The following is a 16,091-nucleotide window of genomic DNA, read 5'->3' as shown; positions in this document are numbered from 1 at the left end:
CGTCGATCAAAGAGAGCCGTCGGGCATAAAGCCCGGCCTACGGCACCCGAACCGGCAGAAGCATGGAGGCGACCGGCGCTCAGGATGCCTGCTGTTTCAGCACCTGCCGCTGCGCGGCGTAGTCGAGCCGATGCTGGCGGCGCAGCTCGGCCTCGCGCCAGCGGCGGCGCTGCTCGTCGGTCTTGAGCTCAAGCGCGGAGACCGGCTTGGACTTGCCGTCCTCGTCGACCGCCACCATGGTGAAGAAGCAGCTGTTGGTATGGCGGATCACGCCATGGGTCACGTGCTCGGCCAGCACCTTGATGCCGATCTCCATCGAGCTGCGGCCGGTGTAGTTGACCGAGGCGAGGAAGGTGACCAGCTCGCCGACGTGGATCGGCTGGGCGAAGGTCACCTGGTCGACCGACAGCGTGACCACGTAGGAACCGGCATAGCGGCTGGCGCAGGCATAGGCCACCTGGTCGAGCAGCTTGAGCACCGCGCCGCCGTGGACGTTGCCGGAGAAATTGGCCATGTCGGGCGTCATCAGCACCGTCATGGTCAGCTCGTGCGGGGTGACCTGCATCTCAGCCATGCTCCTGGCCCAGCCGCAGCAGGAAACGGTCGACGCCGTCGCGCAGCGCCTCGAGCGAAGGCAGGTTCATCAGGAAGGCCAGGCAGCCCTCGACCTGGCGCTCGCACAGCTCGAACTGGATGTGCAGGAACAGCACCGGATCGCGCGCGTCGCCGGCCTGCTGCACCAGCACGTCGAGCGCGCGGCCGGCATGGAGGCTGGGCAGGCCGGTATCGAAGCGCTCGGCCAGCACGTCGGCCAGCGCCGACAGGCAGGCGTTGAGCAGCACGTTACCGACCTCGGCCAGCGCATCGCTGCCGAGCGCCTCGATGTCGACCGGCTTCTTCAGGCCGGCCAGCACCAGCCGGATCACCTCGTCGCCGCCGTCATCCGGGAACATCAGGACCGCGTCGCCCTCGAAACTGCCCTTGAACGACTGCACCACCGCGTCGACGCGGCGCCAGCGCGACAGGCCGGCGCGCGCATCGAGTTCCTGCAGCAGGCAGAAGCGCATGGCCGGCACGCTGAGGCTGATCTCCTCGCCCACCATCTGGCTCAACGCATCGGCCGCGCGGCCGACCGAGATATTGAAGATCTCGTTCAGCGCGTCGTGCTGCAACGAGGTGAGCGCGATCGACATCAGCCGTCCACCAGTTCCAGGAGGCGCGAGATGGTGGCCTCGGTGATCGGCTTCTGCAAGAAACGCATGCCGAGCGATTCGGCGCGCTGGCGCACGCTGCTCTGCACGTTGGCGGTCAGCACCACCACCTGGGCGGACGGCCGGATCTGCAGGATGCGTTCACCCGCGGCCAGGCCCGACATGCCGGGCATGTTCACGTCGAGCGTCACCAGCTCGAGTTCCTCGCGTTCGGCCAGGGCAATGGCCTCCTCGCCGCTGGACGCCTCGAAAAAGGTCCATTGCGGCCGCCGCTCCTCCAGGTAGGCGCGCGCCAACATGCGCGACACCCGGCTGTCGTCCACGATCAACACCTGTTTGCTCACGTGCTTGCTTCTCCCTTGCCCGCCGGGCATTGCCGCAATCATAGTCCACGGCGCGGTGCGGCGCGATGGACGCCCGGCGCCAGGCGCCGCCAGGCGACGGGTTTTCCTTCTCTTCGGCTGCAAATGGGCATACATCTAAAGGAATGCCCACCGTCCGCGCCCTTTCCCTCCGATCGACCGCATCCTGGCGCCGCGCGCGCAACCGGCTGCTGCCCGCGCTGCTGCCGCTCCTGCTGCTCGGCGCGGCGCAGGCGCGCGAGCAGTTGACCGTCTGCTTCGACGACTGGGCGCCCTACGCCGCCTTCACGCCGGACAGGGGCTACCACGGCCTTACGCTCGAGCTGATGCGCGAGGTGTTCGCCGAGCTCGACGTCGGCCTGCGCTTCCAGTCGGCCACCCAGAGCCGCTGCGCGGCCGCGGCGCGCGCCGGCAAGATCGACGTCATGCTGTTCGCCGACCGCGAGCTGCTGCCGGCCGGCTGGCGCAGCACCCAGGTGCCGACCGAATTCTGGCTGGTCGGCGCCTGGGTCCAGGCGGGGTCGCCGCAGGTCCGCTACGAGCGGATCGAGCAGTTCAGGGGCGCCCGCGTCGCCATGGTCACCGACTACCTGTATCCCGAGCCGATCGCCGGCTACCGCGCCTGGCGGCCGGTGATGGTCGGCGACGCCATCGACGGCCTGCGCCAGCTGTCGGCGCGGCGCGTCGACGTGCAGTTCGAGGACGTGCTGTGGGGCCGCGACAAGCAGCGCGAGCTGGGGCTGAAGATCCGCCTGCTGCAACCGCTGGTGGCGGCCCAGCCGCAGCTGCACTGGTACCACCCGGACGCCGCGCCGCTGATGCAGCGCTACGAGCAGGCGGTACAGGCGCTGATCCGCGGCGGCGAGCTCGAGGCGCGCTACCGCGCAGCGATCGGGCTCAGCTACGATGCGATCCGCCGCGGCGACTACGGCGCGGTGTTCGTGGCGCCGTGACCGTCCGGCGCGTCGCGGGCGTTCTGCAGGTCGGCGTTCAGGGCCGGCCCCGCTTCACCAGGCATTCCGACCTCGCTGCAGGCCAGCATGGGCTGTCGGGATGAATTCCGACCTACATCCTCTCGCGTCATCCAGCGCGCGGGAACTCATCCATCCCTCGCAACCCCAAGGCGATCGACCAGCCGATCGACCGGGAGAAGATCATGCCGAACAAACCACGTACCGAAACCGACTCGATGGGCGCCGTCGCCGTACCGGCCGACCGCTACTGGGGCGCGCAGACGCAGCGCTCGATCGACAACTTCCCGATCGGGGTCGACCGCTTCCGCTGGCAGCGCCCGGTCATCCGCGCGCTCGGCCTGCTCAAGCGTGCAGCGGCCGAGGCCAATGCCGAGCTCGGCGAGCTGCCGGCCGAGCTGGCGCAACTGATCGTGCGCGCGGCCGACGAGGTGATCGACGGCCGGCTCGACGGCCACTTCCCGCTGGTGGTGTTCCAGACCGGCTCGGGCACCCAGTCGAACATGAACGCCAACGAGGTGATCGCCAACCGCGCCATCGAGCTGGCCGGCGGCCAGCTCGGCAGCAAGAAGCCGGTGCACCCGAACGACCACGTCAACCGCGGCCAGTCGTCCAACGACACCTTCCCGACCGCCATGCACATCGCGGTGGTCGAGGAGCTGGAGCGCCGGCTGTTCCCGGCCGTGGGCCGGCTGCGCGACACGCTGGCGGCCAAGGCCGCCGAGCACGCCGGCCTGGTCAAGACCGGCCGCACCCACCTGCAGGACGCCACCCCGATCACGCTGGGGCAGGAGATCGGCGCCTGGGTGGCGCAGATCGACTTCGGCCTGGCCACCGTGCGCAACGCGCTGCCGGGCCTGTACGACCTCGCCATCGGCGGCACCGCGGTCGGCACCGGGCTCAACGCCCATCCGGCCTTCGGCGACCGCGCCGCGGCGCGCATCGCGGCGCTGAGCGGCCAGCCGTTCCGCGCCGCGCCGGACAAGTTCTTCGCGCTGTCGGCCCACGACGCGCTGGTCAACGCCTCGGCCGCGCTGCGCACGCTGGCCGGCGGACTGATGAAGATGGCCAACGACGTGCGCTGGCTGGCCAGCGGGCCGCGCTGCGGCATCGGCGAGTTGACCATCCCGGAGAACGAGCCGGGCTCGTCGATCATGCCGGGCAAGGTCAACCCGACCCAGTGCGAGGCGATGACCATGGTCTGCGTGCAGGTGTTCGGCAACGACGCGGCGGTGGCCTTCGCCGGCAGCCAGGGCAATTTCCAGCTCAATGTCTACAAGCCGGTGATGGTGCACAACGTGCTGGAGAGCATCGCGCTGCTGGCCGACACCTGCGACGCCTTCCACGACCAGTGCGCGGTCGGCATCGAACCGGCGCGCGAGAAGATCGCCGCCAACCTCGAGCGCAACCTGATGCTGGTGACGGCGCTGAACCGCCACATCGGCTACGACCGCGCCGCGGCGATCGCCAAGAAGGCGCACCACGACGGCAGCACGCTGAAGGAGGCCGCGCTGGAGCTCGGCTACCTGACCGAGGCGCAGTTCGCGGCGTGGATGGTGCCCTTGGAGATGACGCACCCGTCGGTCCCGTAGGTCTCCCGGCCTGTTGCCAGGCTCGGATGGCAGCGCAACGCCCGGCAAAGCCGGGCGTTCATTATTCGTGCAGGCTGAACCGCGGGATCTCCCCCTGATTCACCCCAACTCCCCCGCCCTCGCCGCCACCGGGGCCCCCGCAAAGTCGGAGACTTTGTGGGGGTCCAGAGGGAGCCTCGCTAGCGCTCGTCAACGACCTCTTTGAAATGGGGTGAGTCATCAATCGATAGACATCGTTTGGCGAACCCCAGCGTAGGTCGGGCTTTACGCCCGACAGCGCCGCCAATCTAGACCGCAGTCGGGCATAAAGCCCGACCTACGGAAAACCTGGCTCATTTATTCGGTAGCGATCCGTCTAATGCGCGGCGGCCTTGTCCGCCTGCGCCGACGCCATCAGGTCGACCAGCTTGGCGCTGGTCTGGCGCAGCCGGTTGCTGACCAGCGCGGTCAGCCGCATCAGCAGCAGCGAGCCGAGCTTGGGGTGCTCGTCCAGCAGCGCCAGCACCGAGCGGCGCGCCAGCACCGCCACCAGTGCGTTGGTGGCCGCCACGCAGCTGGCGAAGCGCGGCTCGCCGTCGATCAGCGACATCTCGCCGATCAGCCGGCCCGGCAGCACCGTGGCGATCTGGTGCTGGCCGCCGTCGGCATGCGACTTCATCACGTTCACCGCGCCCGACAGGATCAGGAGCGCGAAATCGCTCTTCTCGCCCTCGCGCAGCAGCGTCTTGCCGGCCGGCACGCGGTAGACCTGCATGTAGTCGGCCAGGATCTCGATCGCCGCGTCGTCGAACATGCGCAGCAGCGGCGATTCGCCGAACTGGCCGCGCAGTTCGCTGAGGAATTCGCCGCCGGCGCCGGCCAGCTGGTAGTCGTTGGGCGGAATGGTGGGCTGGATGGGCGTGGCCATGGCGTTTCCTCGGGGCGGTGCTTGTCGGCGGACGTTCGATTCACTATAGAGGCTGTGGACGGCCGAGCACGCATTCCTCGGCAGCGGCACGAGTAGCGCTCCGCCCGGCCTTCGAACCATGCCGCGCCCGCAGGGAAAAATACCCGTCCGATCCCGCCACCCGCCTGCACGAGGCCGCCATGACGCCCGAAGTCGCCCACAAGTACATGCACGACCTGCTGCGCGCCATGCTGGCGCGCAAGGCGTCCGACCTGTTCATCTCCGACGACTTCCCGCCCGCGATGAAGATCAACGGCAAGATGACCCCGGTCGGCGGCCAGAAGCTCAGCGGCATGCACACCCGCGCGCTGGCCTACAGCGTGATGAGCGAGGCCCAGCGCGCCGAATTCGAGCGTGAGCAGGAATGCAACTTCGCCATCGCCCCGGCCGACATCGGCCGCTTCCGCGTCAACGTCTTCGTCCAGCAGGAACAGGTCGGCATGGTGCTGCGCACCATCACCACCAAGATCCCGACCTTCGACGACCTCAAGCTGCCGCCGGTGCTCAAGGACGTGGTGATGACCAAGCGCGGCCTGATCCTCCTGATCGGCGGCACCGGCTCGGGCAAGTCGACCACGCTGGCGGCGATGATCGACTACCGCAACGAGAACAGCTTCGGCCACATCATCACGATCGAAGACCCGGTCGAGTACATGCACAAGTCGAAGAACTGCCTGATCACCCACCGCGAGGTCGGCCGCGACACCAAGCACTGGTTCGCCGCGCTGAAGAACACGCTGCGGCAGGCGCCCGACGTGATCCTGATCGGCGAGATCCGCGATCGCGAGACGATGGAATACGCGATGGCCTTCGCCGAGACCGGCCACCTGGCGATGGGCACGCTGCACGCCAACTCGAGCAACCAGGCGATCGAGCGGATCATCAACTTCTTCCCCGAGGAGCGGCACGCCCAGCTCTACATGGACCTGTCGCTGAACATGAAGGGCTTCGTGTCGCAGCGGCTGGTGCCGACCCGCGACGGCATGGGCCGGGTCGCCGCGATCGAGATCCTGCTCAACACGCCGCTGGTGGCCGACATGATCTTCAAGGGCGACATCGGCGGCATCAAGACGGTGATGGGCAAGAGCCGCGAACTCGGCATGCAGACCTTCGACCATGCGCTGTTCGAGCTGTACGAGGCCGGCAAGATCAGCATGGAGGAGGCGCTGCGCAACGCCGACTCGGTCAACGAGCTGCGGCTCAAGATCAAGCTCGAGAGCAAGCTCGGCGAGAGCGGCAAGGTCACCGACGGGCTCGACCACCTGAGCCTGGTCAGCGAGGAAAAGGACAAGGACGAGGGACTGGCCGTCGTGTGAGCCGGCTGCCGCCTGTGCGGCAGCGGTACACGGCCAAGCGCTCGTCAGCGGCGGCGCCGCAACAGCCGCCAACTGATCCTTTATGCCGGAACACCGGATGCGCTAGCATCCGATCACCCAATCCAGCATAAAGGACGCCCATGAAGCGCCACCTCCCCTGATCGCCGCGTGGCTGATCGCCGCCGGCCCTGCCCTGGCCGTCACGCCGCCGGCCGGCGCCGACCACAAGCTGCCGCCCGGCATCGCCTGGCAGCAGGGCGACGTCGACGCCGCGTTCGCGCTGGCCAAGTCCAGCAACAAGCCGCTGTTCCTCTACTGGGGCGCGGTCTGGTGCCCGCCGTGCAATCAGGTGAAGGCGACGCTGTTCAACCGGCAGGACTTCATCGACCGCACCCGCCAGTTCATCCCGGTCTACCTCGACGGCGACAGCCCCGGCGCGCAGAAGCTCGGCGCCCAGTTCAAGGTACGCGGCTATCCGACCATGATCCTGTTCAAGCCCGACGGCACCGAGATCACCCGGCTGCCCGGCGAGGTCGACGGCGAGCGCTACCTGAGCACGCTCGAACTCGGCCTGACCGCCGCCCGCCCGGTCAAGGCGCTGCTGGCCGCGGCCCTCAAGGGCGACAAGCTGGCGCTCGGCGACTGGCAACTGCTGGCCGACTACTCGTGGGATACCGACCAGGCCCAGCTGGTCCCCGAGGACAAGCTGGCCGCCACGCTGCTGCAACTGGCGCGCGCCGTGCCGGCCGGCAACGAGGCGCTGGCCGCGCGGCTGCAGCTGAAGGCGCTGGCCGCCGCGGCGACCGCCGACAAGGCGCCGGCGCTCGACAAGCCGGCCGCCCAGGCCGCGCTGGCCAAGGTGCTCGGCAATCCGAAGCTGGCGCGCGACAACTTCGACGTGCTGGTGAACTACGCCGGCGACATCGCCGGCTTCGTCAGCGAATCCGGCCCCGCGCGCGATGCGCTGGTCAAGGCCTGGGACCAGGCGCTGCAGCGGCTGGCGATCGACGCCACGCTGTCGACCAACGACCGCCTCGGCGCCGTCACCGCGCAGATCGCGCTGGCCCGGCTCGGCAAGCCCGAAGGCGCGCTGTCCGAACCGTTGCTGAAGACCGTGCGCGCCGCGGTGGCCGACGCCGACAAGCGCACCACCAACGGCTACGAACGCCAGTCGGTGATCAGCACCGCCGGCTATACGCTGGCCCAGGCCGGCCTGCTCGAGGAGTCGGACAAGCTGCTGCAGGCCGAGCTCAAGCGCTCGCACTCGCCCTACTACTTCATGCTGGCGCTGGCGAGCAATGCCAAGCAGCGCGGCGACAAGGCGGCGGCGGTGGACTGGTACGAGAAGGCCTATGCCAGCTCGGAAGGCCCGGCGACCCGCCTGCAGTGGGGCACCACCTACGTCAGCGGCGCGGTCGAGCTGGCGCCGCAGGACGAGGCGCGCATCGAGAAGGCCGCCAGCAGCGTGATCGGCGAGCTGGCCGGCACCCAGAACGCCTTCTACGAACGCAACCGCCGCTCGCTGGAAAAGCTGGTCGCCAAGCTGCAGGGCTGGAACAAGGACAAGAAGCACGACGCGGCGGTGAAGCGGGTGCTGGGCCAGCTGAGCGGCATCTGCGGCAAGCTGCCGGCCAAGGATCCGCAGAAGCCGGTGTGCGAGGGCCTGGTGAAGCCGGGCAAGGCGGCCTGACGCGAAACCCGGCCTGCGCTCGTTCCGGTAAGAAAAAAGGCCTGCATTCATGCAGGCCTTTTTCATGTCTTGCGGCGGGAACGGCGATCAGCGCTGGTAATAAGCGTACCTGCGAATCTTGCCGCTCGGCGCCTGGGTCTGCACCTTGCGCAGCAGCGTGAAATCACCGGTACGGCGCGCCTGACTCAGCGCCTTGACCAGCCAGGCCACCGCATCCTCGTTCTCGTCCTTGGTGGACATGTAGTTCTGCTCGACCTGCTGGGCCAGCACGTCGAGCACCGCATCGTCGCGCACCTGGAAGAACACCCGCTTGGCGCCGAGCCGCTTGAGCATCATGTCGTCGGACCGCAGCATGTTGATCGCCCGGTTCGCCTCGTCGCCGAGCTTCGGATCGAAAGTCGCGCGGTTGGAGATCACCGGATTCCACTTGGCGTAGACCGGCATGTCCTCCAGCGCGTCCTTGGCGAAACGCCCGTAATCCAGATCACCCCTGAATTTCTGCAGGGTGGGGACGTACTTGGACTGGCCGGAAAAGCCGAGCGCCAGGATATAGCGCGCGATCCGCAGCCGGTCCAGCTTGCCGTCCTTACCCTCCTTGCGGTCGGCCGCCACGTGGTCAGCCAGCAGCCGCTGCTCGATGGCGTCGAACAGGCGCGGATCGGACAGGCCCATCCAGGCCATGTCCTGCAGTTCGAGCGCGTGCTGGGCGACGTCGCCCTGGACGACCTTCAGATAGCGATCGGTATCTTCCTCCACGGTCGCGGCGGTGGAGAACACGGCGCAGGCGGCGATCAGGGCGGAGGCGACGAAACGGGCGGGCAACAGCGTTGCGAAGGACATGATGAGCAGGTATCCGAACAGATGGGAGACGTAATCGGGAGCTGGCTGGACCGGCGCCAGCAAGGCACGGGAGAGGCACCGCCGGTCGCGGCGGCGCGCATTATCCCATGGCGAAAATATATAGCCAGCCTCGCCCGTCGCCGCCTCAGCCCTTCCAGCCGAACGGAAACTTGAACTGCTTCCAGAACCCGTTCGGCACGTAATCGCCCAGCACGCCGTAGGCGGTCGGCCAGGCCCGGTCGCTCTTCACCGCGGTGCCGAACAGGTAGTCGAGGAAGGCGAAATGGGCCGCGTAGTTGCGGTCCAGCGCCTCCTGGTCCTGGCTGTGGTGCCAGTGATGGAAGTTGGGCGTGACGATCAGGTAGCGCAGCGGCCCCAGCCGCACGCTGACGTTGCTGTGGTTGAACACCGCCTGGAAGCCGACCACCACGATGTAGGCGTCGATCACTTCCTTGCTGAAGCCGAGCACGAAGATCGGCGCCAGCACCAGCGTGCGCGTCATCAGCAATTCGAGGATGTGCTGCCGCGAGCCGGCCAGCCAGTCCATGCTCTTCACGCTGTGGTGCACGGCGTGCAGCCGCCACAGCAGCGGCACCTCGTGGTAGGCGCGATGGGTCCAGTACTGCACCAGGTCGGCGACCAGGACGATCAGGAACAGCTCGACCGCGAAGGGCAGATCCTTGACCCAGTCCTGCACGCCGCCGTGGACCGCCCAGCCGAACAGCCGGTGCACCAGCAGGTTGGTCGCCAGCAGGATGAAGCCGACCACCATGTGGTTGACGATGAAGTGGTGCAGGTCGGTCTGCCACTCGGCCCGGAACACCGGCTGCTCGCCGCGCAGCGGGAACAGCTTCTCGATGAAGATGAAGATCAGGCTGGAGCCGAGCAGGTCGAGGATGAACCAGTCGAGCCCGATATAGGGCGTATGGTCGGCGAAGTCGTGCACCGGCACCTTGTGGCCGCCGAGGAGGGCGGTCAGCGCGACGAAGGCGAAGGCCCAGGCCGACAGCCAGCGCACGCGGCCCAGCACGATGTTGGCGAGCGAGACGGCGCCGGCGATCGCCAGGCTCCAGAACATGATCAGCCGGATGGTATGGACGTCGTAGGCGTGGCGCAGCTCGGGCGTGGTCAGGTAGGCCGGGAAATGGAAGGCCAGCACGCCGAGGAAGCACAGGATGGCCAGGCCGAGCGCGAAGATGCCGGAGACGAGGCCGTGGCCGCGGCGCATCGGGCCGTGCGACTCGGTCAGTTGATTGATGTGATTGAGCATGGCGATGGCAAAGGAATGAGAGGCAGGGCCGGCCGACCGGACATTGCCGGGCGCCGGCCGGCGCACCTTAGCACGGCGCCGCGCCGGATCGCGCGCGCAGTCCGCGGCCTAGCGCGCCACGATCAGCCGGGCGCCCAGCGCGACGAACACCGTGCCGGCCACCCGGTCGAGCCAGACGCCCGCGCGCGGGCTGCGTACCAGCCACTGGCCGATGCGGCCGGCGAAGTAGCCGAGCGCGCCGAACAGCACCGCGGCCTGCAGCGTGAACAGCAGGCCCAGCTGGCCGATCTGCCAGGCCGCGCCGCCACGGCCGGCATCGACGAATTGCGGCAGGAAGGCCAGGAAGAACAGCACCACCTTGGGATTGATCGCGTTGGCCAGGAGGCCGCGCGCGAACAGCGCGCGCAGCCGTTCGGGCCGGGCCGCGGCGGAGCCCGGCGCGTTGACGCCGCTGCTGCGCAGCGCCTGGATGCCGAGCCAGACCAGATACAGGCCGCCGGCCAGCTTGAGCGCGGTGAAGGCGGTCGGCGAGGCGGCGATCAGCGCGCTGACGCCGAGCACGGCCAGCACCGTGTGGCTCAGGCAGCCGAGCGCGCAACCGAGGCCGAACACCATGCCGGCCAGGCGGCCGCGGGCGGCGCCCAGGCTCAGCACCATCAGGTTGTCGGGGCCGGGCGAGAGCGTGATCAGCAGCGCGGCGGCGAGGAAACCGGCGAACTGGTCGGGCGTCAGCAGGACGGGCATGGCGGATTCCGGAATGAAGGATGAAGCCGGGCGCGGCGGCCCGGCGGATGGACGTCAGACGAAATAGGCGAAGGCGAACAGGCCGATCATCATGATGCTGAGCGCGAGCTTGGCCACCGTGCCGACCGCCATGCCGAGCCAGGCGGCGACGCCGACGCGGCCGGCGTGGGCCAGGTCGCCGCGCGCCAGCAATTCGCCCAGCGCAGCGCCGACGAAGGGGCCGAACACCAGGCCGGGAATGCCGAAGAAGAGGCCGAGGATGGCGCCGAGCGTGGCGCCGATCACCGCCTGGCGGCTGGCGCCCATCTTCTTGGCGCCCCAGGCGCCGGAGACGAAGTCGATCACCTGCATGATCACCGCCAGCGCGGTCAGCAGCGCCAGCCAGCCCCAGCCGACGCGCTCGAAGCCGTCGATCCAGGCGCCGAGCACGAAGCCGGCCAGCAGCAGCGGCGCCGCCGGGATCAGCGGCAGCAGGTTGCCGGCGAGGCCGGCCAGCATCAGCGCGATGGCGAGCAGCCAGCCGCCGAGTTGGGTGTAGTCCATGGAGATCCTTGCCTGTGGCGGGCCGAGGCGCCGAAACGCGCCGCGACGGCGATCGCTGCGGCCGAGAATGCCGCAAAGCGCGGCCGGCGGAAAGCATCGGAAAACGGCAGGCCCGGAAAAGACGAAAGGCGATCGGTCTCGATCGCCTTTGTCGGTTGCCGGCCAGGCCGGCTGCGGCATTCAGGCATGCCGCGCAATCACGGGCTAGACATGCAGGCCCGTCAGGAACGCGTAGTCTTCGAATCGCCGGCCCAGCGAGGCGCGCTGTTCACTGCCCACCAGCGCCAGGTTGAGCACGCGCCAATCGCGGTCTTCCTGGTGTATCGGCGCTCGCCTCTCCTGCAGGCGACGGTCCGGACCACGGTAACTGCTTGTGTCGATCATCGGGGGACTTTCCTGCATCCGACCTCCAATCCGCAGTGGACGGCCATCAACGCCGCGAGAGCTTTGACTCTAGTCCGCCCGGGCCGAATGTGGGATGGCCGTTTGTCCGAGAAATGCGATTCATTCGCCCCAACCGAAGCGGCGCAGGTCGATCCGGCCGTTGTCGCCGAAGACCACGCCCTCGCCCTCGAGCAGCACGCGCTGCAGATCGTCGCTGCCGTCGAGCCCGCGCGGGCTGATGCGGCCCTCGCCGTTGACCACCCGCCACCACGGCACCTCGTCGCCGCCGACGTGCAGCTTGAGCGCCACGCCGACGTGGCGCGCATGGCGCGGCAGGCCGGCCGCGCGGGCGATCGCGCCGTAGCTCATCACCCAGCCGGGCGGGATGCCGCGGATCACGGCGATGAAGGCGGCGTGCTGCGCGTTCATCGCCGATCAGGCCGGCACGCCCTCGACCGCCTCGTAGTGCAGCACGGTCGGGAAAGGGTCGTAGAAGCGGTGCAGCAGCGCCTTCCACTGCTGGTACTGCGGCGACTGGCGAAAGCCCTGCTCGTGATCTTCCAGCGAGCGCCAGCGCACCAGCAGCACGTAGCGGTCGCCGTGCTCGAGGCAGCGCTGCAGCTCGTGCGACAGATGGCCCGGCATGGCCGCGATGAGGGCCTGCGCCCGGCGGAGGGCCGCCTCGAACGCGGCGGCCTGGCCGGGCCGGATCTGCAGCGGCGCGATCTCCAGGATCAAGAGCGGCGCTCGATCTGGCTGACGTCGCGCACCGCGCCGGTATCGGCCGAGGTGGTCATCGCGGCGTAGGCGCGCAGCGCCGGGCTGACCACCCGCTCGCGGCCGACCGGCTTCCAGGCCTCGACGCCGCGCGCTTCCATCGCGGCGCGGCGGCGGGCCAGCTCGGCCTCGTCGACGGCCAGGTGGATGCGCCGGTTCGGGATGTCGATCTCGATGGTGTCACCCTCCGCAGCGAGGCCGATCAGGCCGCCCTCGGCCGCCTCGGGCGAGACGTGGCCGATCGACAGGCCGGAGGTGCCGCCGGAGAAGCGGCCGTCGGTGAGCAAGGCGCAGGCCTTGCCCAGGCCCTTGGACTTGAGATAGCTGGTCGGGTAGAGCATTTCCTGCATGCCCGGTCCGCCCTTGGGGCCTTCGTAGCGGATCAGCACCAGGTCGCCGGCGACCACCCGGTCGGCCAGGATGGCCTCGACCGCCGCGTCCTGGCTTTCGAAGATGCGGGCGCGGCCGGTGAACTTGAGGATGCTGTCGTCGACGCCGGCGGTCTTCACGATGCAGCCGCGCTCGGCGATGTTGCCGTACAGCACCGCGAGGCCGCCGTCCTGGCTGTAGGCGTGCTCCTTCGAGCGGATGCAGCCCTCGGCGCGGTCGAGGTCCAGGTCGGGGTAGCGCATGCTCTGGCTGAAGGCGATGGTGGTCGCCACGCCGCCGGGGCGGCGCGGAAGAAGCGGTGCGCGTCCGAATCCGTCGGCTGGCGGACCACGTCCCACTGCTCGATCGCCGCGGCCAGCGTCGGCGCGTGCACGGTGCCGACCTCGCGGTGGATCAGCCCGGCGCGGTCCAGCTCGGCCAGGATGCCGATCACGCCGCCGGCACGGTGGACGTCTTCCATGTGGTACTTCTGGGTGGCCGGCGCGACCTTGGCCAGGCAGGGCACGCGGCGGCTGATGCGGTCGATGTCGGCCATGGTGAAGTCGACGCCGGCCTCGCGCGCGGCGGCCAGGAGGTGCAGCACGGTATTGGTCGAGCCGCCCATGGCGACGTCGAGGCTCATGGCGTTCTCGAACGCCTCGAAGGTGGCGATCGCGCGCGGCAGCACGGCGGCCTCGTCGCTCTCGTAGTAGCGCTTGGCCAGTTCGACGATCAGCCGGCCGGCCTTGAGGAACAGTTCCTTGCGGTCGGCGTGGGTGGCCAGCGCCGAGCCGTTGCCGGGCAGCGACAGGCCCAGCGCCTCGGTCAGGCAGTTCATCGAGTTGGCGGTGAACATGCCCGAGCAGGAGCCGCAGGTCGGGCAGGCGCTGCGCTCGACCGCCGCCACCTCCTCGTCGCTGACCGAGGCGTTGGCGGCCTCGACCATCGCGTCGACCAGGTCCAGTCCGCGCTCGACGCCGCGCCAGTTGACCTTGCCGGCCTCCATCGGCCCGCCCGACACGAACACCACCGGGATGTTGAGCCGCAGCGCGGCCATCAGCATGCCGGGGTGATCTTGTCGCAGTTGGAGATGCACACCAGCGCGTCGGCGCAGTGGGCGTTGACCATGTATTCGACCGAGTCGGCGATCAGCTCGCGGCTGGGCAGGCTGTAGAGCATGCCGCCGTGGCCCATGGCGATGCCGTCGTCGACCGCGATGGTGTTGAATTCCTTGGCGACGCCGCCGGCGCGCTCGATCTCGCGGGCGACCAGCTGGCCCAGGTTCTGCAGGTGCACGTGGCCCGGCACGAACTGGGTGAAGCTGTTGGCGATGGCGATGATGGGCTTCTGGAAATCCTCGTCCTTCATGCCGGTGGCGCGCCACAGGGAGCGCGCGCCGGCCATGTTGCGGCCGTGGGTGGTGGTGCGGGAACGGTAGACGGGCATGCTCGGGAATCCTTGGCGTGGCGGCGCACGCCGAAATGGCGGAGTACGGTTCGGCTGGACGGGCCCGTCTGATCGCGGGTGGAAACGGCTCGCGGACGCGCGGCTGGGTGGCCGCGGCCGGCGTAGCGGCGCAGGGTGGGGCGCGGCGCTTCCCGGGTCTCTGGATGGTCGATTCTAGCCTGAAAGCAGGTCGGGCCGCGCAGGTCGGGCCGCACCACGAAGACGGCCGCGCGGCCGGGCGGGCAGCGCCGAGGCGGCTGGACTACACTCCGCGGGACGCCCCGGCGCCGCACGCCGGGCCGCGTTCCCGCCCAATCGATCGGCTCAGAGAAAACCCGATGCGTTCCAACCTGCTGCGCGGCCCCGCCGCCCACGGCCATCACAAGGTCACCTTCGTCGAGCTGTTCTTCGACCTGGTCTTCGTCTTCGCCATCACCCAGCTGTCGCACGGCCTGATCGCCCATTTCGGCGCGGCCGGCGCGCTGCACACGCTGCTCCTGCTGCTGGCGGTGTGGTGGGTGTGGATCTACACCTCCTGGGTCACCAACTGGTTCGATCCCGAGCGCATTCCGGTGCGCTGCCTGCTGCTGGCGCTGATGCTGGCCGGCCTGTTGCTGTCCTCGTCCATCCCGGCGGCGTTCGAGCAGCGCGGCCTGGCCTTCGCCGGCGCCTACGTCGCCATGCAGGTCGGCCGCAACCTGTTCGTGCTGTGGTCGCTGCGGCACGGCCAGCCGGGGCTGTACCGCAACTTCGTGCGCATCCAGGCCTGGCTGACGGCGGCCGCGGTGTTCTGGATCGCCGGCGGCCTGCTCGAGGACGAGCAGCGGCTGGCCTGCTGGCTGATCGCGCTGGCGATCGACTATGCCTCGCCGGCGGCCGGCTTCTGGACGCCGGGCCTGGGCCGCTCGTCCACCGCCGACTGGAACATCGAGGGCGGTCACCTGGCCGAGCGCGCCGCGCTGTTCATCATCATCGCGCTGGGCGAGTCGATCCTGGTCACCGGCGCCACCTTCAGCGCGCAGGACTGGAACGCCGCCGGCCTCGCCGCCTTCGCGGTCTCCTTCGTCGGCAGCCTGGCGATGTGGTGGCTGTACTTCGACGTCAGCGCCGAAGCCGGCAGCCACACCATCAGCCACTCGGCCGATCCGGGCCGGCTGGCGCGGCTGGCCTATACCTACCTCCACCTGCCGATCGTGGCCGGCATCATCGTCGCCGCGGTGGCCGACGAATTCGTGCTGGCCCATCCGACCGGCCACAGCGACACGCGCACCGTGCTGACCGTGCTCGGCGGCCCGGCGCTCTACCTGCTGGGCTGCGCGCTGTTCAAGTGGGCGATCGCCAACCGGCCGCGGCCGCCGGTCTCGCCCTTCATCGGCATCGCGGTGCTGGCCGCGCTGGCCTGGCCGGCGCCGGCGCTGCCGCCGCTCTTGCTGTCGGCGCTGGCCACCCTGGTGCTGGTGGCGATCGCCGCGTGGGAACGCCGCATCGGCAGCTTCTGCCCCGAGCATCGCCTAGGGTGAGGTCGCTGGGAGCCGTGTGTGGGATACGGTCGTCCAGGCCCCGGGAGAGCCGGGGCTTCACGTCCCGCGAACGCTGAAACAACGGCTCCCTTGCTTCATTCCCCCTCCCG

At 69.2% G+C, this 16,091-nt stretch carries 16 protein-coding genes and 1 pseudogene; 5 read left to right on the top strand and 12 right to left on the bottom strand.

Translation table 11 applies throughout. The annotated features are described in order from the left end of the window. Positions 1 to 79: 79 nt before the first annotated feature. The 3 genes from H9L41_RS03605 to H9L41_RS03595 are packed head-to-tail and all read right to left on the bottom strand — an operon-like array spanning position 80 to position 1,555. Entirely contained in the window at positions 80 to 574 is a 495-nt protein-coding gene (locus H9L41_RS03605; RefSeq protein WP_308417314.1) for an acyl-CoA thioesterase, read from the bottom strand. Next, the gene (locus H9L41_RS03600; RefSeq protein ID WP_028446218.1) at positions 567 to 1,193 is read right to left on the bottom strand and encodes a chemotaxis protein CheC; all 627 of its coding nucleotides are present in this window, start codon (positions 1,191 to 1,193) and stop codon (positions 567 to 569) included. Before H9L41_RS03600 ends, H9L41_RS03605 begins: the two co-directional genes overlap by 8 nt. Continuing rightward, positions 1,193 to 1,555 carry a response regulator transcription factor gene (locus H9L41_RS03595; RefSeq protein ID WP_028446219.1) on the bottom strand — a complete coding sequence of 121 codons (363 nt, stop codon included), beginning with the start codon at positions 1,553 to 1,555 and terminating at the stop codon, positions 1,193 to 1,195. The genes H9L41_RS03600 and H9L41_RS03595 overlap by 1 nt, the downstream gene beginning before the upstream one ends. A 143-nt stretch (positions 1,556 to 1,698) precedes the next feature. Here H9L41_RS03595 and H9L41_RS03590 point away from each other — a divergent pair, with 143 nt between their 5' ends. Next, entirely contained in the window at positions 1,699 to 2,526 is an 828-nt protein-coding gene (locus H9L41_RS03590) for a substrate-binding periplasmic protein (protein ID WP_028446220.1), read from the top strand. Positions 2,527 to 2,729: 203 nt separating this feature from the next. Further along, entirely contained in the window at positions 2,730 to 4,136 is a 1,407-nt protein-coding gene (gene fumC / locus H9L41_RS03585) for a class II fumarate hydratase (protein WP_028446221.1), read from the top strand. A gap of 355 nt (positions 4,137 to 4,491) precedes the next feature. Here fumC and H9L41_RS03580 read toward each other — a convergent pair whose 3' ends face one another. Continuing rightward, positions 4,492 to 5,043, bottom strand: a complete 552-nt coding sequence (locus tag H9L41_RS03580; protein ID WP_051319004.1) for a Crp/Fnr family transcriptional regulator — start codon at positions 5,041 to 5,043, stop codon at positions 4,492 to 4,494. 179 nt (positions 5,044 to 5,222) lie between these two features. Between H9L41_RS03580 and H9L41_RS03575 the strand changes: the two genes are divergently transcribed. Together H9L41_RS03575 and H9L41_RS03570 are read left to right on the top strand one after the other, a co-directional pair. Beyond that, entirely contained in the window at positions 5,223 to 6,398 is a 1,176-nt protein-coding gene (locus H9L41_RS03575; RefSeq protein ID WP_028446222.1) for a PilT/PilU family type 4a pilus ATPase, read from the top strand. Positions 6,399 to 6,510: 112 nt separating this feature from the next. Then, positions 6,511 to 8,088 carry a thioredoxin family protein gene (locus H9L41_RS03570; protein ID WP_265584021.1) on the top strand — a complete coding sequence of 526 codons (1,578 nt, stop codon included), beginning with the start codon at positions 6,511 to 6,513 and terminating at the stop codon, positions 8,086 to 8,088. A gap of 87 nt (positions 8,089 to 8,175) precedes the next feature. On the opposite strand, the gene H9L41_RS03565 is transcribed toward H9L41_RS03570, so the two are convergent. From H9L41_RS03565 to ilvD, 8 genes and pseudogenes are all read right to left on the bottom strand, one after another. Then, positions 8,176 to 8,928 carry a hypothetical protein gene (locus H9L41_RS03565; RefSeq protein WP_028446224.1) on the bottom strand — a complete coding sequence of 251 codons (753 nt, stop codon included), beginning with the start codon at positions 8,926 to 8,928 and terminating at the stop codon, positions 8,176 to 8,178. A gap of 145 nt (positions 8,929 to 9,073) precedes the next feature. After that, entirely contained in the window at positions 9,074 to 10,198 is a 1,125-nt protein-coding gene (locus H9L41_RS03560) for a sterol desaturase family protein (protein ID WP_028446225.1), read from the bottom strand. A gap of 108 nt (positions 10,199 to 10,306) precedes the next feature. Then, the gene (locus tag H9L41_RS03555; RefSeq protein ID WP_034606931.1) at positions 10,307 to 10,942 is read right to left on the bottom strand and encodes a LysE family translocator; all 636 of its coding nucleotides are present in this window, start codon (positions 10,940 to 10,942) and stop codon (positions 10,307 to 10,309) included. A gap of 54 nt (positions 10,943 to 10,996) precedes the next feature. Next, entirely contained in the window at positions 10,997 to 11,485 is a 489-nt protein-coding gene (locus H9L41_RS03550) for a DUF456 domain-containing protein (protein WP_028446227.1), read from the bottom strand. Positions 11,486 to 11,689: 204 nt separating this feature from the next. Continuing rightward, the gene (locus tag H9L41_RS03545; protein WP_028446228.1) at positions 11,690 to 11,869 is read right to left on the bottom strand and encodes a hypothetical protein; all 180 of its coding nucleotides are present in this window, start codon (positions 11,867 to 11,869) and stop codon (positions 11,690 to 11,692) included. Positions 11,870 to 11,989: 120 nt separating this feature from the next. After that, a complete protein-coding gene (locus H9L41_RS03540) occupies positions 11,990 to 12,298 on the bottom strand; it encodes an MGMT family protein (RefSeq protein ID WP_028446229.1) in 309 nt (102 codons plus the stop codon). Positions 12,299 to 12,304: 6 nt separating this feature from the next. After that, positions 12,305 to 12,607 (bottom strand): antibiotic biosynthesis monooxygenase family protein, encoded by a 303-nt coding sequence (locus H9L41_RS03535; protein WP_028446230.1) that lies wholly within the window; start codon positions 12,605 to 12,607, stop codon positions 12,305 to 12,307. Further along, positions 12,604 to 14,461, bottom strand: a pseudogene (gene ilvD / locus H9L41_RS03530) (dihydroxy-acid dehydratase). The gene H9L41_RS03535 and the pseudogene ilvD overlap by 4 nt, the downstream one beginning before the upstream one ends. Positions 14,462 to 14,799: 338 nt before the next feature. Here ilvD and H9L41_RS03525 point away from each other — a divergent pair. Further along, the gene (locus H9L41_RS03525) at positions 14,800 to 15,981 is read left to right on the top strand and encodes a low temperature requirement protein A (protein WP_028446232.1); all 1,182 of its coding nucleotides are present in this window, start codon (positions 14,800 to 14,802) and stop codon (positions 15,979 to 15,981) included. The last annotated feature ends 110 nt before the right edge of the window (positions 15,982 to 16,091 follow it).

Source organism: Chitinimonas koreensis, from assembly GCF_014353015.1.
Taxonomy (GTDB): Bacteria; Pseudomonadota; Gammaproteobacteria; order Burkholderiales; family Chitinimonadaceae; genus Chitinimonas; species Chitinimonas koreensis.
This window is presented reverse-complemented; position numbering and strand designations above follow the sequence as displayed.